A 21,740-nucleotide genomic window follows, 5' to 3' on the forward strand; every position below is an offset into this window, starting at 1 on the left:
ACAAAGCCCGCATGGCGAGGTCTAAAGCGTGCGGAACATCACGTAGCTGTCGACGTAGCCGTGCACGGGGTGATTGAAGGCGGCCGGGAGGGTGCCGGCAATGGCGAACCCCAGCGACTGCCACAGCGCGACAGCGCGCGTATTGGTGGAGACGACGTGGTTGAACTGCATGGCGCGGAAGCCGCGTTCTGCCGCCCGGCGCAGCGAATCCTGGCCCATGGCGCGGGCGATGCCCTTGCCCTGCGCGGCAGGCGCAGTCATGTAACCGCAATTGGCGACATGGGCGCCGCCACCGCCCTGATTGGCCTTGAGGTAATAGGTGCCGAGAATGGTGCCATCCGCTTCGGCGACCAGAACCTCATGGGTCGGACCGAACCAATAGGCCTCGACCTGCGCGGCAGTGAGATCTCGGTTCATCGCATAGGTTTCGCCAGCAGCAAGGACGGGGCCGACGATGGCCAGGACCGCGGCGCGGTCGGCTTCAGTAGCGTGGCGGATTTGTATCGGGAGCGGCGTCATCGTCTTCATCCATTGGGGGCACGCGGATCTGGCCCGGCGGGGCCATGTCGGGCACGATCGGTTTGTTGGCAATGCTGGGGCGATGGCTCAGCTCGAACTTCCAGGCGGCAATGGCAAAAATCACCATGGCGACCAGTACGCAAACGCTGGCGGCGAGGAAGGGTGCGCCGGGGAAATAACCGGGGGAGTCGGGTGCGGTGGTGAAGTAGGAGAAAATCTGCGTCGCCGCCAGCGGACCGATGATGGTGGCCAGGGAATTGGAGGCATTGACCGCACCCTGCAATTCGCCCTGGGAATTGTCCGGCACCTGGCGCGACAGCACGCCATTGATGGCGGGGGCGGCGAGGCCGCTGACGGCGCCGACCATGATGAAGAGGTAGAGATAGAAGACTTCGTCGGTAAAGGCGACGCCGGCAAAGGCGGTGATGGCGGCGAGCAGGCCGATGAACACCACAGGTGTCTCGCCAAGGCGCTTGACCAGCGGGCCAACGAGGAAGCCCTGGCAGATGGCAAAGCCGATGCCGAAGGCGCCGAGCGAGCGGCCGATATTGGACGAGGTGAAATTGAACACTTCGACGGTGAAATAGCTGAACACCGATGGCAGCGACTGGGCGGCCAGGGAGAAGGTGAAGAGGATGGCCAGCAGCCACAGCACCACCGGATAGCGGCGCAGCGAGACCACGGCGCCGAAGGGGTTGGCGCGGCGGATGTCGAACTTGCGGCGGCTGTGCTTGGGCAGGCTCTCGGGCAGCACGAATACGCCGAACAGGAAGTTGGCGAAGGCCAGGCCCGCCGCGGCATAGAAGGGTACGCGGGGCCCCAGCTCGCCCAGCTCGCCGCCGATGACCGGCCCGATGATGAAGCCCAGGCCGAAGGCGGCGCCGATCAGGCCGAAGCGATGGGTGCGCTTATGCGGCGGGGTGATGTCGGCCATGTAGGCGGTGGCCGTCGCGACGGCGGCGCCCGCGATGCCCGCAATGATCCGGCCGATGAACAGGTACCAGACGAAGGGCGCGATCGACATCATCAGGTAGTCGAAGGTCAGGCCCAGCAGCGATGCGAGAAGGATGGGGCGACGGCCGTAGCGGTCGGAAAGATTGCCCAGCACCGGGGAGAACACAAACTGCATGAAGGCATAGGCAAAAACCAGATAGCCGCCAATCACGGCCGCATCGGCGACGCTGCCGCCGGTGAGTTCCTCAAGCAGCTCGGGCAGTACCGGCACGATAATGCCCACGCCGATCATGTCGAGCAGAATGGTCACGAGGATACATATCAGCGTCAGGCGGGAGCGGGTCGCAGATGGCATGTATGGGTCGCTACCTTGTTGGACGTCAGTATCGCTTCGTGGGAGGCGCGACCGTCATATCCAGTATTTCTTATGGCCCCTTCAACCGCAGGGCGGAAAGGCCGAGGACGGAGCGGGCTCAATTATGCAGTGCAGTTGACACAGCCACGATGGTCAAAGCAAGACCGAACGGGCCAGAGGGGCGCGACGTTTTTGTCAGTCCGCAGGAAAATTGTCGAATCACAACAGGTGGTTGGGCCGGGCGGTGAAGGCGATGAATCGGATCAGGCCGATGCATCGGGATTGGCGTCATGGCCATAAAGCCAGTCGAGGCGGCGCAGATGGCCCCGCTTGCCCTGTGCGGCGATAACCAGGTTACGGGCGATGCTGAGCGGCCAGCGCAAGTGGAAGGCGGTGCCATTTGAGCGCGAAACCCTGGCGACGCGGGTGACGCGCGGCTGACGGATGGCAGCATAGCGCGCGAAGGCGGCTTCGGCGCTCGGCTCGGCGACCAGCAGGGGCGCCAGCACTGCGGCATCCTCGATGCCCATGGCAGCGCCCTGTGCCTGGAACGGCACCATGGCATGGGCAGCGTCGCCGACCAGCCCGATATTGCCGCGATGCCACTGACTGGTCTCGACCGTATAGAGCGGCCACATGGCCCAGTTCTCGGCGGCGGCTGCCATGATGTGGTCGATGCGGGGACTGTGGCGGAGGCCATGGGGCAGGCCGGGGCGGCCGGAACTGGTCAGATGGGCCTTGCTCTGGGGGACCTTGGCAAACAGCGCCAGATTGACCTGACGGCGATGCGGCAGCGGATAGCAGACCATGTGGTAATCGGGCCCGAACAGCACCGAGACCCGGTCGAGCGCTATCTGGCCGGCCAGCGCCTCGAAGGGCAGCAGGGTGCGCCAGGCGGCGCGGCCGCGATATTGGGCGGTCGGACCTTCGAGCAGGGTGGTGCGGGTCTGGGAGTGGACGCCATCTGCGCCGATCAGCGCGTCGGCCCGGCCGGTGCGGGACTGGCCATTGGCATCGTCGATGGTGATGGTCACGCCGCGCGCATGGCTCTCGGCAGTCCAGGAGCGCACGCCGAAGGCAATGTCGATATTGGCGAAACGCCGGCAGGCCTTGTAAAGCGCCTCGGCAAGATCGGCCCGGTGCGTCACCGCATAGGCGGCGCCAAAGCGCTGGCGGACGATGTCGCCCAGGTCCAGGGTGACCAGCGGATTGCGGCGGCGATAGGGGTAAATGTCGATCCCGGCCGGCTCAAGGCTGCAGGCGGTCAGGGCAGCATCCAGGCCGAGGCGGTCGAGAACCCGGCGGGCATTGGGACTGATCTGCAGCCCGGCTCCGAATTCGGAGATCGCGGGGCTGCGTTCAAGCACCACAACCTTGGCGCCGAACTTGGCCAGCGCCAGAGCGAGGGTCAGCCCGGTAATGCCGGCGCCGGCAATGTAGAAGGTACGGCCGGCGGCCATGGTCTCAATCCGTCAGGCAGCGTCGGCCTGGTAAACGGCGGAAGCGGGGATGGCCGAGCCGAATGCAAGGCTGGCATTGTAGACATAATGGGTCGAGCAATAGGGGCAGACGATGTCGTTGTCCTTGCCCATGTCGATATAGACATGTGGGTGGTCGAAGGGTGGCAGCGCGCCGATGCACTGGAATTCCTTGGCGCCGACTTCGATCTGGGCCAGGCCCTCGGTGTTGTGGAAATGGGGCGTGGAGCCGTGTGCCATGGTCGCGACCTGCAGAGGTGATTTGGTTGGGCGGACCATATCCAAAGGGGTGCGACAAGGAAAGCCCCGGAAGCTGGTCTGATGGTACTGGATTGGGGCAAAGAAAACCGCGTTCCGGCTTTAACAGTTGCGGCGCGGTGGATATGGATGTCTGCATTTCGCTTAGCCTCGCCTGCGCCAGCATCCAGCATAGGAATATCAGCCTTGCCCAGTTTCCAGTCCGACGGATTAACCCTTGCCTATCAGGTGTTCGGGGAGGGCAGGCCCGTGCTCTGCATTCACGGCTTTGCCTCGAGCGGCAAGGTAAACTGGATCGATACGGGCTGGGTCGAAACGCTCACCGGAGCGGGATATCAGGCAATCACGCTGGACAATCGCGGGCATGGGCAGTCCGACAAGCCTTATGATCCAGAACGCTATTATCCGCAGGATATGGCGCGTGACGCTGTGGCGCTGCTCGACCACCTGGGCATCGAGCAGGCGGCTGTGCTGGGCTATTCGATGGGCGCGCGGATCGCGGCGTTCATGGCGTTTCAGGATGAGGAACGCGTTGCCGCTGTGATATTTGGCGGCATGGGCATGAACCTGATCAACGGGCTCAGCGACGGCAATGACATCATCAAGGGCCTTTCGGCGCCGACCCTGGCCGAGTTGACGCATCCGACGGCGCGGCAGTTCCGCATCTTTGCCGATCACACCAAGGCCGACCGGCAGGCGCTGGCAGCCTGCATGGAAACCTCGCGCCAGCCGATGGCCCGGGCCGATGTGCGGCGCATCGCGGCGCCGGTTCTGGTCGCGGTGGGGGAGGCGGATGACATGGCCGGAGCACCCGAGGAACTGGCGGCGCTGCTGCCGCGGGGCGAAGCCTTTGTCATTCCCAAGCGCGACCATATGCGCGCCACCGGGGATCCGAAATTCAAGGCTGCGGCGCTGGAATTCCTGGGCAGGACATTCCCCAATTTCAGCCAATCGTGAACCAAATCGGCTCCCGCCCCTTTGTCTTGGAGCAAGGGATGGCTTATATCGGTAAGCAACTATACGCGGAGAGCCTGCAATGAGCGCAAACGCCAAGAAGTCAGCCGACATCACGTCGGTTGATCCTGTGTGGGCCGCCGTGCGAGCGGGCGCCCGCCAGATCATGGCCGATGAGCCGTCATTGGCCAATCTGGTTGTTTCCACGATTCTCAACCACGACACGTTCGAGGAGGCCCTGGCGCATCGCCTGGCGTCGCGGCTCGACCATGACGATGTGTCGGCCGACCTGATCCGGCAGGCGCTTGCCGAAACGCTGGTGGACAATCCAGAGGTTGCCACTGATGCTCGGGTCGACCTGGCCGCTACCATGGAGCGCGATCCCGCCTGCCACCGGGCGATCGAGCCGCTGCTGTATTTCAAGGGCTATCAGGCGATCCAGACCCATCGTTTCGCCCATGCCATGTTCCTGACAGGACGGCGCGACTTTGCGCTGTATCTGCAAAGCCGGTCGAGCCAGGTGTTCCAGGTCGATATCAATCCGGCCGTGCCGATGGGCCATGGGATCATGCTCGATCATGGTACTGGCCTCGTCATCGGGGAAACCGCGGTGGTCGGGAACAATGTCTCGATGCTGCAGAACGTGACGCTGGGCGGCACCGGCAAGTCAGATCAGGATCGCCATCCCAAAATTGGCAATGGCGTGCTGATTGGCGCGGGCGCCAAGGTGCTCGGCAATATCAAGATCGGCGATTGCTCGCGGATCGGTGCCGGTTCGGTGGTGCTCAAGGAAGTGCCGCCGCGCGTGACCGTGGCCGGGGTGCCCGCCAAGGTGATCGGCGAAGCCGGCTGCGCGCAGCCGGCGCTGGTGATGGATCAGATGGTTCTGGTCTATGATCGGGATAGCAAAAGCTGATCCGACGGACCATCCGACTCGTCTGGGCAAGGTTCCAAACGAGGTCATCACCGACTAATTGGTGCTTCGAGGGGTTGCTCCCCAAGCGCGAGGCACTACATTCGCGCACTTCAAATCAGCAGGACAAAACACAGTGAACCATCCCGAGATCATCAAGCTGCAGAAATTCCTGCAACTCAAGTTCAACAACCGGAACATCGACGTGCGCCCGCGCGTCAAGCTCAACGACTCGGTCGAAGTGTTCATCGGCGATGAATCGATCGGTCTCATCCATGTCGATGACGAAGACGGCGATCGCTCGTACATCTTCAACATGTCGATCCTGGATATCGACCTGGACGAAGTGAGCTAAGAGCAAGCTCCGAGGGTGCGAAGGGGCACCCTCCGCCGCTCGCTGGCGTGATTGCGGCCGGCAAAGACGTGCATATTCCTCCGGACCCGCGTTCGGAGGCTTCGGGGTGGAGGCAATACCCGCCCTACCAGGCGCCAATAGGCTCCAGCCAGTTTTTCATCTCGATATCGAAGCTGCGCCAACCCGGCAGCGCCGTGGCGTCAAAGGCGTAGACCGCGGCGATGCCGCTGGACAGGTAGACGGTGCGCAGGCAGCGCGCGGGTGCTTCGGCCTGGATGGAGGCCATGCATTTGGCGACGAAGGGATCGGCGGCGAGGGCGTCATACCAGACTGTTTCGCCCGCAAAGCCATTGGCCTGCTGCAGCGGCTTGCCGACAAGGCCTGGCACCCCGGCCAGCGTTTCACCGTTGAATTGATGCAGATAGACCGCGTCGAGCAAGGCACTGCTGGGGCGGGCGCGACTGCGCGGCAACAAGGTTACGTCAACGGACAGGGGAGTTCCCCCATCCTGACCAAGTCGGACCTGCAGGTCGACCTGCCGGGAAAAGCCGGGGCGCATCTGCTCGTCATAGCGAAACCACGAGGCGGGGATGCTCAGATCCTTTCCGGACAGGGTGAGCATCACGATGCGCTGATCGGCTGGGTCGGGCTGAGCGATACGGGCAGCGCGGCCGCGATCGTCGATCACATATGCGGCACCAACGGCCAGCAGCAATACCAGTACCGCAATGCCGGCGAGGTTAAACCCCAGCGACGAGGCCGGTTTTGGTGTGTTTGCCGCTGCGGAAGAGGTGCCCATGGCCGAATTAACCAGATTTGCCACCAATGCGTGACAGTTCATACCGCCGTCAATATGATTAATGAAGAGTTAAGAAGCTGAGCGTTCCTGAGTGGCCGGTGTGGCGGGGATAGTCGGATGAGAGAGCTTTTTCTGGCGGTATACCTCATTGGTGTTGGTTTGTGCCTAGCTGGCGCTGGAACCCACCTCTACCAATGGCGCCTGCGCCAGCGGGCCATGTTGCGCTATGACGGGGATACCTACATTGCCTCGATGGGCAATGTGCTCATGAGCTTTGTCTGCGGGCCCTACATCATGCTGCAGATGGGCTGGAGCAGCGAGGACAAGGACGCTGTGGAAATGGGACCGGCGCTGTTTTCGGCGATGGTTGCCTTTGGCTGGGCCTTCCTCACGGGACTGCTGTTCGTGGGCATTTACGTCACCTTCCGATTTTAGGCGCGCTGCTTCCGGACGTCACCCGGCAGCCTTCCATGCGCTAAAACAATGAGGCCAGCTTCGTCACCGAAGCTGGCCTCATTCATCAGACCCCTATCAGGGATAGGCTTTGGGCGGGGACTGGAAACCGCTTAGTTGATGGCAGCCACGACCTGACGGTCATCAAGCATGTCGACCCACTTGCCGGCATCGGCCTGTGACTGACGCTTGACGTACTGGTAGGGGGTTTCGTTCCAGAGCTTGATCGTGCCTTCCTGATTGTCGAGCACCAGGTCGCCGCGATCGGTGCGGACCATCAGAACGGCATGGCCGTCGCCATTGCGCTCGCGGACAACCGCGATCAGCAGGGCGCTGGCCGGCCAGCCGGCGTTGATCAGGTCGCGGCGCTTGGCCAGCACGAAGTCTTCGCAATCGCCATAACCGTTCGGGTAGGTCCAGAACTCGTTGACGTTGTAGAGATCGTTGTCGCTGACGGCGATGACCGTGTCGTTGACATGGGCATTGATGGTGAGCAGTTCGTTCCAGCGGCCCGGGGTGAGCTCCACTGCGGCGACAACCTGGGCATGCGGCTGGCACTCACCGGGACGGCTGGCGCAGAACTCGGCATGACCGATCGGGATCGAGGTCACGCTGGCCGAAGTCTGGACGAAGGCAATATTGGTGATGTCGAGGGCCTGGGCCGGTGCAACGGTCGCAACGAGGGCGAACAGAGCGCCGGCGAGTGCTGCGGACAGTGCCTTTTTCGTGGTGGACATTGAGTGATCTCCCTGATGGAGACCACGTTAGAGAGGCCCGATTGCACCGATCCGAAAACTGCCATGCAGTTTTTATGCAAGTTTTATCGATTGAATTCGTAGCTGATTAACCATGCAAATCAGGGGCTTGCCCCGTGCGGCTTAGCTTTGGATTCCGGCAAGCACCCCGGCATAGGTGGCGTCGTCCTGGCGGGCGCCCTGGCGGCACTGCTTGGAGCCGATCTGGATGGAAACGATCTGCTCCAAATGCGGCGCGGTGTAGGCAAAGGTGCGCTCGACCACCTCGCCGGCATCGACGTGCCAGTTCTGGTGGTGGGCGACGAGCGTATTGCCCGCAGCGCTAAGGGCCAGTGCCGTCACGCAGACATGGTCGTCGTCGCGGGGATCGCTATTGGTCAGGCGCTGCGTCAGGGCGATGGCGCCGCTGGCCGGATCCAGAGTGATGGCAATGTCGATCCACTGGTTGCGCTTCCAGTCCCATTTCTCGCGAAAGGGTGGGCAGGCGAGGATGCCGCTCTCGGTGGCGGTGCATTCGGCCAGTCGGATTTCCTGCCAGGCATAGGCGTCCCAATCGGCGCGACCGTCAGCGCTGGCTGGGGAGCCAAGGGTCAGGATGGCCGCCAGGGTTGCCAGTGGTGATGCGTGCAGGAGTGATGCCATTGCGGCGCTCCATAGCCAGTTCCGGGTGAATTGGCGACAGGCAGGACGGGTGGGGCTAGTTGATGCGCAGGTTCTGTTGCACGACGGTCAGCATTTCCTGCGCCGAGGCGAACTCGACGGCCACCCCATTCTGGAAATGGCGGATGACGCGGGCGCGCATGCGGCCAAGCGTGAGCGGCGTGCCCATGGCGGGGCGCACGTCCAGCTCGATGGCGGCGCCGGACAGCGAGATATCGATGATCTTGCAATTGTAGCGGCGGCCATCGTCGAGCACGACGGTGGAGTGGCGATTGTCCGGGACGACGCGCTCGTGGCGGCGGTCTTCGGGCAGGTTGAGGATGTCCTTATTGGCCAGCCAGGTCAGTTGGGCCGCCATCTTGTCGCGCTTGCGCGGGGACGCGGAGATGTCCATCAGGAAGCCGCCATCGACCTGCTTGATGATGACGCCTTCGATGCGGCCGATGTGATCGATATAGGCGATGACCTTTTCGCCGACGATGCCGGCGACCGGAGCGATGACGACAGCATCACCCGGTGACATTTCCAGAACCTGGCAAGGGAATTCGCGGCGATCGGCCAGCATGTAGCGGCCCAGCACCGAAACTTTGACGCGCTGGAATTTCACGGCCTCTGCGCGGGTGCGCAGCGGGGCAATGAACTGCGGTGATGGAATGTCGTCGGTGAGCATGCCCAACCCGATAGCGCGGTGATTTTCCCCAGCAAGCTAGCCGGTTTTGGTTAACGCAAGATGAGAGAGTACGGGACTCTGCGCAGCACAATCGCCGCATTTTGCAGCTATTTTCGGGGATAGGCCTTAGCTGCGGCCGCCATCGATCACGGCAAGATGGGCGTAGCGTCGGGCACTGACGCCATAAACGGTCTCCGGAGTCGAATGGGCGGTGGGGGAGGCGCCGGCGAAGCCCATGTCGCTGCCCACATTGACCGCGACGTCGCGCACCATGTCCTCCATCGTCACATCATCGGGCCAGATGAGCCTGAGACCGGTGATGCGCTGCTCCATGATCGGTTGCACGCCGAGCCAGTAGGGCTCGTCAATCGCGGTCATCGCGCCGAGCAGGCGGGTATGGGTCGAGCCATTATGGCGCAACGGCATCAGGATGGCTTCGAATGTCGTCTTGGTGTGGATGGCCGTAGTGCCCTGGAAGGTCACCAGAGCCACTGCATGATCCTCGGTGACGGCGCGGATCAGCGTATCCATGGCGTCGCGGTCGCGCTCGTGCCAAAGGGTCGAGAAGGAGCGCCCCTTGAGTTCGCGGCAGTAGCTGGTGCAGAGGTGCGAGCCGGCCAGACGGAAGGAGAAGCGTTCGCTCTCGTCCAGTTCAAGAATGAACGTATTGGCGAGGGCGTCGCGAATGCGGGTCGGATCGATGTCCTTGCGATCGGGCGCGCTGCGTGAACCGCGAATGCCGTTCCAGTAGTCGTAGAGCGTTTTGGTGCTCGCTTTTTGCATTCGCCTCAACCTGCTAAGAGCGTGCGTGCGATCCTCCCTTGGACCGCTTTCGCCGCGAGTCGGACAATCGCAAATGGCTGGGGCAAAATCGCCCTTAAAGATTAGTTAAGGTTAACGCGGCTGTCTCAATGTGGAAAAGAAACCGGAGAACCGCTGGGCGCCAGCGACACGGAGCGAAGTGATGAGTGAACACGCGAACCCCAGTGAAAGCGGGCGTGAGCCGGTATTTCTGCTCCCAGGAGTGATTACGGCGCTTATAGGGCTGATGGTGGCGATTCACCTCGCAGCAACCTTTATTCTTAACCAGGATGGGCAGACCCAGCTCATCATCTGGTTTGCCTTTCTGCCGCTCCGAATCGTGGCGGCAGGCCAGGAGCTTAGCCTGGCAGTGCCGCTGCTATGGACGCCGTTCACCCATGCGTTGCTGCATGGCGGCTGGGACCATCTGCTGATCAACATGGCGTGGCTGGCGATCTTCGGGACGCCGGTGGCGCGGCGTTATGGGGCAGGGCCAACGCTGGTCATCTTCTTTGTGGCGTCGGCGGCCGGCGCGGCGGCCTTTGCGGCAACGACGCTGTGGACCGGGTCCTATCTGGTCGGTGCGTCGGGGGGCATTGCCGGGCTGACGGGCGCTGCCGTGCGCTTCATGTTCCAGCCGGTGATCGTGGCCACTCACCCCGAGACCGGCGAGCGCGTGCTGCTCGGGCGGCATCTGGTCAGCCTGACGGGCCTATGGGGCGACAAGCGGGCGCGCACCTTTACCCTGATATGGGTGCTCCTCAATGCGGCTGTGCCGCTCCTGCCGCTGATTACCGGCACCTATGTGCAGGTGGCCTGGCAGGCGCATCTGGGCGGGTTCTTCGCCGGCCTGCTGATGGTTGGCCTGTTCGAGCGCCGGTCCGCCAGCTAGCGGTAAACCTCGGCGGGATCGAATAGAATGGGCATCCCGGTATCTTCAAGCATCGCCGCGCCATCGACCACGCTGGCGCGGCGATAGAAGCAGGACTTGCGGCCGGTATGGCAGGCGGCGCCGCGGCCGGTCTGTTCGACCACCAGAACGATGGCGTCCTGATCGCAATCGGTGCGCAATTCGATGACCTTTTGCAGCTCGCCCGAAGTCTCGCCCTTTTTCCAGATCTTGCCGCGCGAGCGGGTCCAGTAATGGGCGAAGCCGGTCTCCAGCGTCAGGGAGAGGGCCTCGGCATTCATATGGGCCAGCATCAGCACTTCATTGCTTGAAGCCTCGATGGTGACGGCCGTGATGAGGCCGTTGGCATCGAAGCGCGGGGCAAAGGCGGTGCCTTCTTCCAGCTGGGCATGGGACATTTCGGCGGGATTGGCAAAGGTGAGGGTCATGGCGCGGGTTTTACCCCGCAGCGGCGCATTGCGCTAGACCCAGCCAGAGGCTGAGCCAGCGCCATCGGCGCTGGCTGGTAGAATGCGCTTAGCGCTTGCCGACCATGGCGAAGAAGCGATCCTGCTCCTGGCGGTCTTCGGCGAAGACGCCGGTAAAGCGGTGGGTGACGGTGGAAACGCCATGGGCGTGCACACCGCGCATCGACATGCACATGTGTTCGGCATCCAGCATCACGGCGGCCCCGCGCGGCCCGAGATGCTCGTTGATGGCGTCGATGATCTGCGCCGTCAGGTTTTCCTGGGTCTGCAGGCGACGCGCGAAGACTTCGACGAGGCGCGCGAGCTTGGACAGGCCAACCACGCCGTCATGGGGCAGGTAGGCGATATGGGCCTTGCCGATGAAGGGCACCATGTGGTGTTCGCAATGGGAGTGGAACGGAATGTCGCGCACCAGCACGATGTCGTCGTAGCCGCCGACTTCCTTGAACGTGCGTTCGAGAATCGTTTTGGGATGCTGGTCATAGCCCGCATAGAGCTCGCCAAAAGCCTTGACCACGCGTGCCGGGGTCTCCAGCAGGCCTTCGCGGTCCGGATTGTCGCCAGTCCAGGCAATCAGCGTGCGCACGGCTGCTTCGGCCTCCGCTCGGCTTGGGCGGGTGGTCGGCTGAGCCTCGACTGCGTTGACTTCCAGGGGCTTCACACGGGCATCCATGGGCGGTTCCTTTCACTGCGAGCCACGACATCATTACGCGCTCGAGGGGGATATGGTTCACAACGGCCGTATGTTTGCCCTGACAGCCCGCTTGCGAGACCCTATATAAGGGGGGCGGGTGATACCCACAAGAAACAGAATTGTACGATTGATGGAACTGAGCGATCTCTATTCCGGCAAAATCCTTGATCTGGCGGCAAATGCCTTGCAGCCGGGGCGTTTGGCCATGCCGAGCGCTTCGGCACGTAAGGTTAGCCGGGTGTGTGGATCGGTGATCGAAGTCGATGTTGTGGTGCGCGATGGTGTGATCGTGGACTATGGCCACGAGATTTCCGCCTGTGCACTGGGACAGACCTCGGCTGCGGTGGTGGCGCGCGAGATCGTGGGTACCCCGGTCGCGGAGTTCAAGGCGCTGCGGCTGGCCATGCATGCCATGCTCAAGGAGGATGGCGCTCCCCCCGAGGGTAAATGGGGCGACCTGCGTTTTCTGGAGCCGGTGCGGGCGTACCGGCCACGGCATATGTCGACGCTGCTGGTGTTTGATGCAGTGGTTGAGGCGTTGGAAAAAGCCGAGTCGGTTGAATCGGTTGCGGCGGCAGGCTGATGGATCGATTCATCGACGGATTCTGGCGGGTGATCGATCTGCCGTTCAAATTCGCGGCGATTTTGCTCATCACGCTTTATCGCTACACGCTCTCTGCCTTCATGGGGCGGACCTGCCGGCACCTGCCCAGCTGCTCGGAATATACCCGTGACGCCATCTGGCAGTTTGGCTTCTGGCCCGGCGGCTGGATGGGGCTGGCCCGCTTCGTGCGCTGCCGCCCGGGCGGGACCCATGGCTATGACCCGGTGCCCGAGGCGGTGCCGGAAACCGCGCGCTGGTACATGCCGTGGGGTTATGGGCGCTGGAAGTAGAGATCTGCCCGTTTGCGTTTAAATCCGGTGCTGCCGTCGCTGCCCGGTTCGGTCGGGCAATACTCCTTTGGCCTCCCGACGGTCCGGATGGAGCACCCGGACGGGCCCGGTGGTGACGATGGTGTGGTGAGAGGTGGGCCGGGTCCGGAGGCCAGGCGACGTTTTGCTGGGACGGGCGGGCTGGAATTGCGTGGAAACCGTGCTAGACAGGCCGCCTTGTAACAAACCCTGTTACATCATCCCAATTCTGGAGATCTAAAAATGACGATCAAGGTGACGTTCCCCGACGGTGCAGCTCGCGACTATGCGCGTGGCACCACCGGGACCACCATCGTCGAAGGCATCTCCAAGAGCTTGGCCAAGAAGACGATTGCAATGCGCTGGAATGGCGTGTTGAGCGATCTCTCGGACGCGCTCGAAGCCGACGGCAAGATTGAATTCGTGACGCGCGATAGCGGCTCGGCCGATGCGCTCGAGCTCATCCGGCACGACACTGCGCACGTGCTGGCCGAGGCCGTGCAGGAGCTGTGGCCGACGACGCAGGTCACCATCGGTCCGGTGATCGAGAACGGCTTCTATTATGACTTCTTCCGCGAAGAGCCATTCTCGGAGGACGATCTGCGTACCATCGAAAAGAAGATGGCCGAAATCGTCGAGCGCGGCGCTGCCTTCACCAAGGAAGTGTGGACGCGCGACCAGGCCAAGGCCTTTTTCGAAACCAAGGGCGAGGCCTTCAAGGTCGAGCTGGTCGACGCGATTCCGGCTGACCAGTCGATCAAGATGTATAAGCAAGGCCAGTGGATGGACCTGTGCCGTGGCCCGCATATGCGCACGGTCAAGGATGTCGGCAACGCCTTCAAGCTGACCAAGGTGGCCGGCGCCTATTGGCGTGGCGACAGCAATAATCCGGTGCTGAGCCGCATCTACGGCACCGCCTTTGCGACCAAGGAAGAGCTGGAAGCCTATCTCCACATGATGGAGGAGGCCGAAAAGCGCGATCACCGCAAGATCGGCCAGGAAATGGACCTCTACCACTTCCAGCCGGAAGCGCAGGGTTCGGTATTCTGGCATCCCAAGGGCTTTGTCATCTACAACCAGATGGAAGCCTATATCCGTCGCCGGTTGAACCAGTCGGGCTATGAGGAAGTCAAAACCCCGCAGCTGATGAGCTCCAAGTTCTGGGAACAGTCGGGCCACTGGGGCAAGTATCGCGAGAACATGTTCGTGGTTCCCGACGAAGTGCCGGGCACCGAAGAGACCGGTCCGGTTCTGTCGGGCAAGGGCGACCTGATGGCGCTCAAGCCGATGAACTGCCCGGCCCACGTGCAGATCTTCAACCAGGGCATCAAGTCCTATCGCGACCTGCCGCTGCGCATGGCCGAGTTCGGCTGCTGCCACCGCAACGAGGCCCATGGCGCGTTGCATGGGCTGATGCGCGTGCGTCAGATGACCCAGGACGACGCGCATATCTTCTGCCGCGAAGACCAGATCCAGTCCGAAACCGAGCATTTCGTGCATCTGCTCTATTCGGTCTATGAGCACATGGGCTTCAAGGACGTGGTCATCAAGCTGGCGACCCGCCCGGAAAAGTTCGGTGGCACCATCGAGCGCTGGGATGCGGCCGAGAAGGCTCTGGGCGATGCGCTGCGCGCCACCGGCTATGATTTCGTCATCGCCGAGGGCGAAGGCGCGTTCTATGCGCCCAAGCTCGAATTCCACCTCAAGGACGCCATCGGCCGTTCCTGGCAGGTGGGTACGCTGCAGCTGGACTATGTGCTGCCGGAACGGCTCAATGCGACCTATATTGCCGAGGACGGCTCGCGCCAGTTCGCGGTGATGCTGCATCGCGCCATTCTGGGCTCGCTGGAACGCTTCATCGGCATGATGATCGAAAGCTATGCCGGCAAGATGCCGATGTGGCTGGCCCCGACCCAGGTCGTGGTCGCGACCATCGTTTCGGAAGCTGATGATTATGCCGAAAAGCTGGTGCGCCAGCTCCGGGCCGCTGGCATCCGCGCCGATCTCGATGTGCGTAACGAGAAGATCAACTACAAGGTGCGCGAACACTCGGTCGGCAAGGTGCCGCTGATGTTCGTGGTGGGCAAGCGCGAGGCCGAGGAGGGCACCGTTTCGGTGCGTCGCCTGGGCACCGAGGGCCAGAAGGTGGAGCCGTTCATGGATGCGCTGGTCGCATTGATGGCCGAAGCCACCGCGCCCGATCTCAAGGCCAAGGCTGCCTGAACCATGCCGCAACGTCCGTCCAATCGCGAGATCAAAGCCCTCACCCATCTGGGTGAGGACAATGCTCTGGGGCCCGGTGACTTCAAGGATATCGGCGAAAAGGTTTTCGCCGGCATGCTCAAAAAGGGCTGGGTGATCGAGGCTCCGGGTCTGCCGGGGAAGTACCGGGCGACCATCAAGGGGCTGACGATTCATGAAGGTGAGATCATCTTCGCGGGTCGGTTGAGAAAGTAAGTGGATACCCCCACCTAACCTCCCCCTGATAGGGGGAGGGACTGCGCCGGTGGGTGGGCGCTATCGAGGGCGGAACTGGGTGTGTTCCTCCCCCTTTTGAGGGGGAGGTTAGGTGGGGGTAAGCTTTGATATGCCAGACCTGATCCCCATTACCCATTCCATTGCCATCGATCCCAGCGAGATCGAAGAGACCTTCGTGCGCGGCACCGGGGCGGGTGGGCAGAACGTCAACAAGGTCTCAAGTGCGGTGCAGCTGCGCTTTGACCTGATGCACTCTCCCAATATTCCCGAGGGCATGAAGCGGCGCGTCGCGGCGCTGGCCGGGCGCAGGCTGACCAAGGATGGGGTGTTGGTGCTGGTGGCCAATAGCCATCGCGACCAGCCGATGAACCGCGCCGAGGCGCTGGCCCGGCTGGTGGCGCTGTTGCGCGAGGGGGCGGTGGCTCCAAAATTCCGCGTGGCGACGCGGCCGACGCTGGCGTCAAAACGCCGGCGGCTGGAGGGCAAGGCCATCCGCTCGACCACCAAGCAGATGCGGAGTGTTAAGCCCGACACCGATTGAGCTTTGTCGGCAGCGGCGGGCTCTTGCTATGGTCCACCGGCAGAGCGGCGCGGCGAATAACGAGTCGCCGGGCAAGCAGGGGACGGCTGAATGAAGATTGCAATTGTGGGCGCCGGTTATGTCGGACTGGTGACGGGCGCCTGCCTCGCCGATTTCGGCCATGAGATCACGTGTGTGGACAGCGATGCGAGCCGGGTGGCGGCGCTGCAGCGCGGCGAAATTCCGATCTATGAGCCCGGTCTCAAGGAATTGGTGGCCAGCAACGAGGCGGCGGGGCGGCTGGTATTCAGCGGCGACCTGGCTGTGGCAGCCGATGCCGAAGTGGTGTTTCTGGCCGTGGGAACGCCTTCGCGGCGCGGCGATGGCCATGCGGACCTGACCCATGTGCATGCGGCGGCGCGGGCGCTGGCGCAGCATCTGTCCGGGTTCACTGTGGTGGCGATCAAGTCGACGGTCCCGGTGGGGACGGGCGATGCAGTCGCCGCGATTATTGCCGAGGCTAATCCGGCGGCGGATTTCGTGGTCGTCTCCAATCCGGAATTCCTGCGCGAGGGCGCGGCGATCGAGGACTTCAAGCGGCCGGACCGTGTCGTCGTCGGGCTGGAGGATGAGCGGGGACGGGCGCCGATGGCTGAGGTTTACCGGCCGCTCTATCTCAATCAGGCGCCGATCCTGTTTACCGGGCGGCGCAGCGCCGAGCTGACCAAATATGCATCCAATGCTTTCCTCGCCATGAAGGTGACCTTCATCAACGAGATGGCCGATCTCTGCGAAGCGGCGGGTGGCAATGTGCAGGATGTGGCGCGCGGGCTGGGGCTGGACAAGCGCATCGGGTCAAAGTTCCTCAATGCCGGTCCGGGTTATGGCGGCTCGTGCTTCCCCAAGGATACCCAGGCTCTGGTGCGGATCGGCGAGGAATTCGGCGCGCCGATGCGGCTGGTGGAAACCACTGTTGCGATCAACGAGGCACGGCGTGGGGCCATGGCCGACAAGATCATCGCCGCCTGCGATGGCAGTGTCGCCGGCAAGACCATTGCGATGCTGGGGCTGACCTTCAAGCCGAACACCGACGACATGCGCGAGGCGCCATCGATTGCCATTATAGGCGCGTTGCAGGCGGCAGGCGCGGAGATTGTGGCGCATGATCCCGAGGGCATGGCGGCGGCGCAGGGCCTGTTGCCTGATGTGGCGATGGCAGCCGGGCCCTACGAGGCCGCTGCCGGGGCGGATGCACTGGTGCTGATGACCGAATGGAACGCCTTCCGGTCGCTCGACCTGGCGCGACTCAAGGCAAGCATGCGGGGCGATGTGATCGTCGATCTGCGCAATATCTATCGGCATGAGGAAATGGAGCGGCACGGCTTTCGCTATGACAGCGTCGGGCGGCCGGTGGCTGGCATGGTGGGTGCCGAATGAGAGTTTTTGTAACCGGCACGGCCGGGTTTATCGGCTTCCATCTGGCGCGGCGGCTGCTCGCCGAGGGGCATATAGTAATCGGTTACGATGGTGTTACCGATTACTATGATATCGACCTCAAGCGCGCCCGGCTGGCGCAACTGGCTGGCATGCCGGGCTTCACTGCGGTTGAGGCCATGCTGGAAGATGCCGAGGGGCTGAAAGCGGCGCTGGCGGCGAGCCATGCCGAAATCGTGGTGCATTTGGCGGCGCAGGCTGGGGTGCGCTACAGCATCGAGAGTCCGCAAAGCTATATCAGCTCCAATCTCGTGGGCACGGCCAACCTGCTGGAAGCGGTGCGGGCGCATCGGCCGCGGCACCTGCTGTTTGCCTCGTCCAGCTCGGTCTATGGCGGCAATGACAAGATGCCGTTTGCAGAGGTCGATCGTGCCGATCAGCCGGTCTCGCTCTATGCCGCCACCAAGAAGGGCGGCGAGGCGATGGTGCATTCCTATTCCCATCTCTGGGACATTCCCGCGACCAGCCTGCGCTTCTTCACCGTCTATGGCCCCTGGGGGCGGCCCGATATGGCGCTGTTCAAGTTCGTGCGGGCGATCGAGGCGGGGCAGGGCATCGATGTCTATGGCGAGGGGCGGATGCGTCGTGACTTCACCTATATCGACGATCTGGTCGCGGTGGTGCGGCGGCTGATGGATCGGCCGCCGGTGCGCGGCGAAGTCCTGGCTGGGGATACGCTGTCGCCGGTGGCGCCGTGCCGGATGGTCAACATTGCCGGGGGCAGGCCACAGGCCCTGATGGATTTCATTGCGGCAGTGGAGGCGGCGTTGGGGCGCAAGGCCCTGTGCAATTTCCTGCCGATGCAGGCAGGGGATCCGCAGGAGACCGCTGCCGATACCGGACTGTTGCTGCAATTGGTCGGGCAATTGCCCGAGACACCGATGGCGGTTGGCGTCGGGCATTTTGTCGATTGGTATCGCGCGTATTACCGGGAGAGTGCAGCATGAGGGCGAACCAATGGCCGAGCCTCAAGTTTGGTACCAGCGGCTTGCGGGGGCTGGCCAGCGAACTCGAGGGGCAGGCGGCCCGGCGCTATGTGGCGGCATTTCTGCGCCATATGGGCGAGCAGGGGAAGCTGGGAGGCGGGCGGGTGTATCTCAGCCGGGATTTCCGGCCGTCCAGCGCCGGCGTGGTGCGCGACTGCGCTGCGGCCATCGATCTGCTGGGGCTGGAGGCGGTGGATTGCGGCACCATTCCGACGCCGGCGCTGGCGCTGCACGCGATGGCGGCGGGATGCTGCGCCATCATGATCACCGGCAGCCATATCCCGGCGGACCGCAACGGGCTCAAGTTCTATTCGCCCGAGGGCGAGATTTCCAAGGATGACGAGGCGGGGATCCTTGGCAATCTCGATGATGCCTTCATCGCCGATAGCACCAAGCCGATGGCCGACGAGGCTGTGGTGGCCGAGCAGCGTTATGTCGAGCGGTTCTCGGGGATATTCCCGGCCGATGCGCTCAGGGGGATGCGGATCGGGGTGTTTCAGCACTCGTCGGTGGCGCGCGACCTGTTGGTGACGATCATCGGCAATGCGGGTGCCGAGGTTGTGCCGCTGGGGCGAACGGTTCACTTCGTGGCGGTGGATACCGAGGCGTTTGGCGATGCGGTGTTTGCGCCGCTGCCGGGCTGGGTGACGTCGGAGCGGCTGGATGCGCTGGTCTCGGCCGATGGCGATGCCGACCGACCCTTGCTGGTCGATGGCAGCGGCGGCATGATCCGGGGCGATGTGCTGGGGCTGCTGGCGGCGCTGGCGCTCGGCACCGAGATCGTGGTGACCCCGGTCACCTCCAATTCAGCCATCGAGCGCACCGGCTATTTCAAGGAAGTGATCCGCACCAAGGTGGGCTCGCCCTATGTGGTGGCGGAGATGGCCAAGCGGGCCGGTCGCGGCGTCGTCGGCTTCGAGGCCAGCGGTGGCACCATGGTTGGGGATGGGCTGCAGGTTCGGGGGCAGTCGCTGGAAGCCTTGCCGACGCGCGACGCGGTGTTGCCGATGCTCTGTGCGCTGGACCTGGCGGCGCGGCAGGGGCGGCCGCTGGCGGAAATCGTTGCGGGATTGCCATTGCAATATGCCATGGCGGACCGGCTGACCGATGTGCCCGCCGAGGCGAGTGCGGGTTTCCTGACCCGCTTGGCCAAAGATCCCGATTACGCAGCTGCATTCTTCGCGCCGCACGGGATTGCCGGGCTGTCGGAGATCGATGGCTTGCAGTTCCGCACAACGTCCGGGGACATGGTGCATTTTCGTGCCTCGGGCAATGCGCCGGAGCTGCGCTGCTATGTCGAGGGCAGTACGCCTGCGGTGGCGCGGGAATTGCTGGATTGGGGCATGCGCGCCGCTGCAGCGGCGCTGGGCCGATAGCAAACGGGCCGCCTCGAAAGGCGGCCCGCTGGTCGATTACTCGGCGGTGGCGGTGATCTTCACCTTGCCGATCAGAATGCTGGGATCCTCCTCGGCGGCCATGAAGTCCATCAGGCCGATGCCCGGCTTTTCCTTGGCTTCCAGGTTGATATTCAGGTTCCTGGCGTTGCCGCTGATGAAGGTGTTGATCGCAGCGCCGACGCTCTTGGCTTCGGTGGCACCGGCGAGCATGCCGATAACCGTGCCTTCTGCAAGACCGGCGAAGATCGGGCGCAAGGTCGCCGGATCGGCACCCTGTTCGGCCGCCACGGAGGCCAGCACGATATCGGCAAGCCCGGCATCGGTGACGTCGACATTGAGATTCTGCACGACCATTCCCAACGCCGCCATCAGTGCGGCGTCCTCATCGAGGCCAAACAGGGCTTCGGTGACATTGCCGATGGTGCCGGTCAACACGACGGTCGCGAGGTCGACGCCACTGAACGAGAAGTCGGTGATGTCGATGGCGTTGGCTTCGGCATCCCAGGCCGCAGCGAGGCCAAACCCGGCATCGACGGAGGTGATGCCCAGGGCGAGCAGCTGCTGAACCTGCTGGTCTTCGCTATCGGTGGGCAAATCCACCACGATATTGGAGCCCGTCATCGAGATGGCAGTCGGCAGGCCGTTGAGATATTCCTCCAGCGACAGATCGAAGCCGCCAATGGTGGCCTTGATGCGGGCATCTGTCACTTCCGGATCGGGGACGTCGATCACGACATCGTCGAATGAGAAGCCGGCCATGGCCGGGATCAGTGCGCGCGCATTGGCTTCGAGCCAGGCCGCATCGATCAGCTCGGGAGCGGCTTCTATGGCGGCAATCGGGCCGGACAGGTCCATCTGCTTAAAATCGAAACTGCCGATGCTGACCTCGCCATCGCCTTCGACCGAAATGTTGAGGCCGTCCATGGACAGCGCGGGGTAGATGCCCGGCGACATGCCAGCCATCGACAGGCCAGCAAGGGCGATGGTCAGCGGGCGGCCATCGTCATCGGTGCCTTCGCAGTCGATGCCGCCGAACTCGACTGGAGACGATTCGAACGCGGTCAGGATGTCGGCATACATGCGCAGGGCCTTGCCGGTCAGCTCGGGCGAAATGTCATCGCCCGCCGCTTCCATCTCATCGGCAAGCGCCATGATCTCCACGAAGGAAAACCGCAGGGGGCGAGCCTTGAACTCGGCAGCGCTCATGCCGCCAAAGGTGCAGCTGACATCGGGCGCCGTGAGCGAACCGCCCTCGAAGGAAAAGTCGGTATAGATGGTCTGCAGATCAGTCTGGCTGCTGGCATCGACCAGGCCATAAAGTCCGAGCACCCCGCCAATGTTGAACTGGCTGGCGCTCAGCGTCCCCATATCGGCGGTGCCGTCACCAGCGGTCTCCATAGCGATGCCCGAAAGGGTGATGGAGGCGGCAATGCCGTCGGACACATTGTCGAGCACGATTTCGGAGAAGGTGACGGTGCCGGTGGTCGGCTCACCATCGCCATGCGCGGCAGTGGTATAGTCCAGGGTAATGGACGGGATGGTGATGCTGGTGGCATCGAGCCCGGCAAGCGCCGCGGCATTGCCGGCAATGTTGCCGCTGAAGATGTCGCGCAGCGTGGCTTCGTCCACATTCGCGTCCACGGCATTGATGGTCGGGATGTCGATGCTGAATTCAGCTGGGGCGGGCGCCTCGGTCGCCGGGCGCGGGGTCTTGACCTTCTGCGCCATGGCGGTACCGGCCGGCAGTGCAACGGTCAGCAGGCAGGCGGCAGCAATCGCCGAAAGGGCTTTGCGCGAGTGCATTTGGCTCGTCATCGTCAGGTTCTCCCGAGGGCTTGGGGCGGCAATTCGTGCCATCCCCCTCATGTGTAGCAATAATAGGTAAGTGCGATGACGACAATTGTGTGGAGGCGCGGGAATGCCCTCACCCCGACGCAACAGTCGCGCCGCGCTCAAAT

General features: G+C 63.1%; 25 protein-coding genes. 13 read left to right on the forward strand and 12 right to left on the reverse strand.

Annotation, left to right across the window (positions count from 1 at the left end; all coding sequences use genetic code 11):
- Positions 1-21: 21 nt before the first annotated feature.
- The 4 genes from BUA69_RS03555 to BUA69_RS03570 form a co-directional block, all read right to left on the reverse strand.
- Positions 22-504 (reverse strand): GNAT family N-acetyltransferase, encoded by a 483-nt coding sequence (locus tag BUA69_RS03555; protein WP_046135598.1) that lies wholly within the window; start codon positions 502-504, stop codon positions 22-24.
- A complete protein-coding gene (locus tag BUA69_RS03560) occupies positions 482-1,828 on the reverse strand; it encodes a TCR/Tet family MFS transporter (protein ID WP_072866459.1) in 1,347 nt (448 codons plus the stop codon). The genes BUA69_RS03555 and BUA69_RS03560 overlap by 23 nt, the downstream gene beginning before the upstream one ends.
- Before the next feature lie 263 nt (positions 1,829-2,091).
- The gene (locus tag BUA69_RS03565; RefSeq protein ID WP_046135572.1) at positions 2,092-3,288 is read right to left on the reverse strand and encodes an FAD-dependent monooxygenase; all 1,197 of its coding nucleotides are present in this window, start codon (positions 3,286-3,288) and stop codon (positions 2,092-2,094) included.
- A 12-nt stretch (positions 3,289-3,300) separates the two neighbouring features.
- Positions 3,301-3,546, reverse strand: coding sequence for a zinc-finger domain-containing protein (locus BUA69_RS03570; RefSeq protein WP_046135573.1), 246 nt, complete (start codon positions 3,544-3,546; stop codon positions 3,301-3,303).
- Positions 3,547-3,750: 204 nt separating this feature from the next.
- Here BUA69_RS03570 and BUA69_RS03575 point away from each other — a divergent pair, with 204 nt between their 5' ends.
- The 3 genes from BUA69_RS03575 to BUA69_RS03585 all read left to right on the forward strand — a co-directional run bounded on the left by BUA69_RS03575 (position 3,751) and on the right by BUA69_RS03585 (position 5,786).
- Positions 3,751-4,521, forward strand: coding sequence for an alpha/beta fold hydrolase (locus BUA69_RS03575; RefSeq protein WP_244468767.1), 771 nt, complete (start codon positions 3,751-3,753; stop codon positions 4,519-4,521).
- A 79-nt stretch (positions 4,522-4,600) separates the two neighbouring features.
- Positions 4,601-5,434, forward strand: coding sequence for a serine O-acetyltransferase (cysE, locus tag BUA69_RS03580; protein ID WP_046135574.1), 834 nt, complete (start codon positions 4,601-4,603; stop codon positions 5,432-5,434).
- 133 nt (positions 5,435-5,567) lie between these two features.
- A complete protein-coding gene (locus tag BUA69_RS03585) occupies positions 5,568-5,786 on the forward strand; it encodes a DUF3126 family protein (protein WP_046135575.1) in 219 nt (72 codons plus the stop codon).
- A gap of 124 nt (positions 5,787-5,910) precedes the next feature.
- On the opposite strand, the gene BUA69_RS03590 is transcribed toward BUA69_RS03585, so the two are convergent.
- Positions 5,911-6,585 (reverse strand): hypothetical protein, encoded by a 675-nt coding sequence (locus BUA69_RS03590; RefSeq protein ID WP_143154406.1) that lies wholly within the window; start codon positions 6,583-6,585, stop codon positions 5,911-5,913.
- 117 nt (positions 6,586-6,702) lie between these two features.
- Between BUA69_RS03590 and BUA69_RS03595 the strand changes: the two genes are divergently transcribed.
- Complete coding sequence (locus BUA69_RS03595) at positions 6,703-7,020, forward strand: DUF6949 family protein (protein WP_143154407.1); 318 nt, start codon at positions 6,703-6,705, stop codon at positions 7,018-7,020.
- A 131-nt stretch (positions 7,021-7,151) separates the two neighbouring features.
- Here the strand turns inward: BUA69_RS03595 and BUA69_RS03600 are convergent, their stop codons facing one another.
- The 4 genes from BUA69_RS03600 to BUA69_RS03615 all read right to left on the reverse strand — a co-directional run bounded on the left by BUA69_RS03600 (position 7,152) and on the right by BUA69_RS03615 (position 9,906).
- Complete coding sequence (locus tag BUA69_RS03600; RefSeq protein WP_046135578.1) at positions 7,152-7,775, reverse strand: transglutaminase-like cysteine peptidase; 624 nt, start codon at positions 7,773-7,775, stop codon at positions 7,152-7,154.
- 141 nt (positions 7,776-7,916) lie between these two features.
- Positions 7,917-8,435, reverse strand: coding sequence for a hypothetical protein (locus tag BUA69_RS03605; RefSeq protein ID WP_052950584.1), 519 nt, complete (start codon positions 8,433-8,435; stop codon positions 7,917-7,919).
- A 55-nt stretch (positions 8,436-8,490) separates the two neighbouring features.
- The gene (locus BUA69_RS03610; RefSeq protein WP_046135579.1) at positions 8,491-9,123 is read right to left on the reverse strand and encodes a PilZ domain-containing protein; all 633 of its coding nucleotides are present in this window, start codon (positions 9,121-9,123) and stop codon (positions 8,491-8,493) included.
- A 126-nt stretch (positions 9,124-9,249) separates the two neighbouring features.
- Positions 9,250-9,906, reverse strand: a complete 657-nt coding sequence (locus tag BUA69_RS03615) for a PAS domain-containing protein (RefSeq protein ID WP_052950585.1) — start codon at positions 9,904-9,906, stop codon at positions 9,250-9,252.
- A 181-nt stretch (positions 9,907-10,087) separates the two neighbouring features.
- On the opposite strand from BUA69_RS03615, the gene BUA69_RS03620 reads away from it, so the two are divergent.
- Positions 10,088-10,816: a rhomboid family intramembrane serine protease gene (locus tag BUA69_RS03620; RefSeq protein WP_082093854.1), complete on the forward strand. Its 729-nt coding sequence runs from the start codon at positions 10,088-10,090 to the stop codon at positions 10,814-10,816.
- On the opposite strand, the gene hisI is transcribed toward BUA69_RS03620, so the two are convergent.
- Both hisI and folE read right to left on the reverse strand, forming a co-directional pair.
- Entirely contained in the window at positions 10,813-11,262 is a 450-nt protein-coding gene (hisI, locus tag BUA69_RS03625) for a phosphoribosyl-AMP cyclohydrolase (RefSeq protein WP_046135581.1), read from the reverse strand. The two genes, BUA69_RS03620 and hisI, sit on opposite strands and share 4 nt — an antisense overlap.
- Positions 11,263-11,350: 88 nt before the next feature.
- The gene (gene folE / locus BUA69_RS03630) at positions 11,351-11,974 is read right to left on the reverse strand and encodes a GTP cyclohydrolase I FolE (protein ID WP_046135582.1); all 624 of its coding nucleotides are present in this window, start codon (positions 11,972-11,974) and stop codon (positions 11,351-11,353) included.
- 151 nt (positions 11,975-12,125) lie between these two features.
- On the opposite strand from folE, the gene BUA69_RS03635 reads away from it, so the two are divergent.
- From BUA69_RS03635 to BUA69_RS03670, 8 genes are all read left to right on the forward strand, one after another.
- Complete coding sequence (locus BUA69_RS03635) at positions 12,126-12,578, forward strand: iron-sulfur cluster assembly scaffold protein (protein ID WP_046135583.1); 453 nt, start codon at positions 12,126-12,128, stop codon at positions 12,576-12,578.
- On the forward strand, positions 12,578-12,889 hold the full coding sequence (yidD, locus tag BUA69_RS03640; protein ID WP_046135584.1) for a membrane protein insertion efficiency factor YidD: 312 nt from the start codon (positions 12,578-12,580) through the stop codon (positions 12,887-12,889). Before BUA69_RS03635 ends, yidD begins: the two co-directional genes overlap by 1 nt.
- Before the next feature lie 261 nt (positions 12,890-13,150).
- Complete coding sequence (thrS, locus tag BUA69_RS03645; RefSeq protein ID WP_046135585.1) at positions 13,151-15,130, forward strand: threonine--tRNA ligase; 1,980 nt, start codon at positions 13,151-13,153, stop codon at positions 15,128-15,130.
- 3 nt (positions 15,131-15,133) lie between these two features.
- Positions 15,134-15,364: a hypothetical protein gene (locus tag BUA69_RS03650; protein ID WP_046135586.1), complete on the forward strand. Its 231-nt coding sequence runs from the start codon at positions 15,134-15,136 to the stop codon at positions 15,362-15,364.
- Between the two features lie 130 nt (positions 15,365-15,494).
- Positions 15,495-15,926 (forward strand): alternative ribosome rescue aminoacyl-tRNA hydrolase ArfB, encoded by a 432-nt coding sequence (gene arfB, locus BUA69_RS03655; protein WP_178371388.1) that lies wholly within the window; start codon positions 15,495-15,497, stop codon positions 15,924-15,926.
- Positions 15,927-16,016: 90 nt separating this feature from the next.
- Complete coding sequence (locus tag BUA69_RS03660) at positions 16,017-17,342, forward strand: UDP-glucose dehydrogenase family protein (protein ID WP_046135587.1); 1,326 nt, start codon at positions 16,017-16,019, stop codon at positions 17,340-17,342.
- Positions 17,339-18,346, forward strand: a complete 1,008-nt coding sequence (locus tag BUA69_RS03665) for an NAD-dependent epimerase/dehydratase family protein (RefSeq protein ID WP_046135588.1) — start codon at positions 17,339-17,341, stop codon at positions 18,344-18,346. The genes BUA69_RS03660 and BUA69_RS03665 overlap by 4 nt, the downstream gene beginning before the upstream one ends.
- The gene (locus BUA69_RS03670) at positions 18,343-19,761 is read left to right on the forward strand and encodes a phosphohexomutase domain-containing protein (protein ID WP_046135589.1); all 1,419 of its coding nucleotides are present in this window, start codon (positions 18,343-18,345) and stop codon (positions 19,759-19,761) included. Before BUA69_RS03665 ends, BUA69_RS03670 begins: the two co-directional genes overlap by 4 nt.
- Positions 19,762-19,797: 36 nt before the next feature.
- On the opposite strand, the gene BUA69_RS03675 is transcribed toward BUA69_RS03670, so the two are convergent.
- Complete coding sequence (locus BUA69_RS03675) at positions 19,798-21,597, reverse strand: hypothetical protein (protein ID WP_046135590.1); 1,800 nt, start codon at positions 21,595-21,597, stop codon at positions 19,798-19,800.
- Positions 21,598-21,740 lie beyond the last annotated feature (143 nt).

Source organism: Devosia limi DSM 17137 (assembly GCF_900128975.1).
In the GTDB taxonomy this organism is placed as follows: Bacteria; Pseudomonadota; Alphaproteobacteria; order Rhizobiales; family Devosiaceae; genus Devosia; species Devosia limi.

Bases quoted from the DNA above. Each gene is read 5' to 3' on its own strand.
- BUA69_RS03595 (WP_143154407.1), top strand. From the start codon at position 6,703: ATGAGAGAGCTTTTTCTGGCGGTATACCTCATTGGTGTTGGTTTGTGC.
- BUA69_RS03620 (WP_082093854.1), top strand. From the start codon at position 10,088: ATGAGTGAACACGCGAACCCCAGTGAAAGCGGGCGTGAGCCGGTATTT.
- yidD (WP_046135584.1), top strand. From the start codon at position 12,578: ATGGATCGATTCATCGACGGATTCTGGCGGGTGATCGATCTGCCGTTC.
- BUA69_RS03565 (WP_046135572.1), bottom strand. From the start codon at position 3,288: ATGGCCGCCGGCCGTACCTTCTACATTGCCGGCGCCGGCATTACCGGG.
- BUA69_RS03675 (WP_046135590.1), bottom strand. From the start codon at position 21,597: ATGACGAGCCAAATGCACTCGCGCAAAGCCCTTTCGGCGATTGCTGCC.
- BUA69_RS03635 (WP_046135583.1), top strand. From the start codon at position 12,126: ATGGAACTGAGCGATCTCTATTCCGGCAAAATCCTTGATCTGGCGGCA.
- BUA69_RS03605 (WP_052950584.1), bottom strand. From the start codon at position 8,435: ATGGCATCACTCCTGCACGCATCACCACTGGCAACCCTGGCGGCCATC.
- BUA69_RS03600 (WP_046135578.1), bottom strand. From the start codon at position 7,775: ATGTCCACCACGAAAAAGGCACTGTCCGCAGCACTCGCCGGCGCTCTG.
- BUA69_RS03570 (WP_046135573.1), bottom strand. From the start codon at position 3,546: ATGGCACACGGCTCCACGCCCCATTTCCACAACACCGAGGGCCTGGCC.
- folE (WP_046135582.1), bottom strand. From the start codon at position 11,974: ATGGATGCCCGTGTGAAGCCCCTGGAAGTCAACGCAGTCGAGGCTCAG.
- BUA69_RS03660 (WP_046135587.1), top strand. From the start codon at position 16,017: ATGAAGATTGCAATTGTGGGCGCCGGTTATGTCGGACTGGTGACGGGC.
- BUA69_RS03560 (WP_072866459.1), bottom strand. From the start codon at position 1,828: ATGCCATCTGCGACCCGCTCCCGCCTGACGCTGATATGTATCCTCGTG.
- thrS (WP_046135585.1), top strand. From the start codon at position 13,151: ATGACGATCAAGGTGACGTTCCCCGACGGTGCAGCTCGCGACTATGCG.
- BUA69_RS03670 (WP_046135589.1), top strand. From the start codon at position 18,343: ATGAGGGCGAACCAATGGCCGAGCCTCAAGTTTGGTACCAGCGGCTTG.
- BUA69_RS03650 (WP_046135586.1), top strand. From the start codon at position 15,134: ATGCCGCAACGTCCGTCCAATCGCGAGATCAAAGCCCTCACCCATCTG.
- BUA69_RS03665 (WP_046135588.1), top strand. From the start codon at position 17,339: ATGAGAGTTTTTGTAACCGGCACGGCCGGGTTTATCGGCTTCCATCTG.
- arfB (WP_178371388.1), top strand. From the start codon at position 15,495: ATGCCAGACCTGATCCCCATTACCCATTCCATTGCCATCGATCCCAGC.
- BUA69_RS03610 (WP_046135579.1), bottom strand. From the start codon at position 9,123: ATGCTCACCGACGACATTCCATCACCGCAGTTCATTGCCCCGCTGCGC.
- cysE (WP_046135574.1), top strand. From the start codon at position 4,601: ATGAGCGCAAACGCCAAGAAGTCAGCCGACATCACGTCGGTTGATCCT.
- hisI (WP_046135581.1), bottom strand. From the start codon at position 11,262: ATGACCCTCACCTTTGCCAATCCCGCCGAAATGTCCCATGCCCAGCTG.
- BUA69_RS03590 (WP_143154406.1), bottom strand. From the start codon at position 6,585: ATGGGCACCTCTTCCGCAGCGGCAAACACACCAAAACCGGCCTCGTCG.
- BUA69_RS03615 (WP_052950585.1), bottom strand. From the start codon at position 9,906: ATGCAAAAAGCGAGCACCAAAACGCTCTACGACTACTGGAACGGCATT.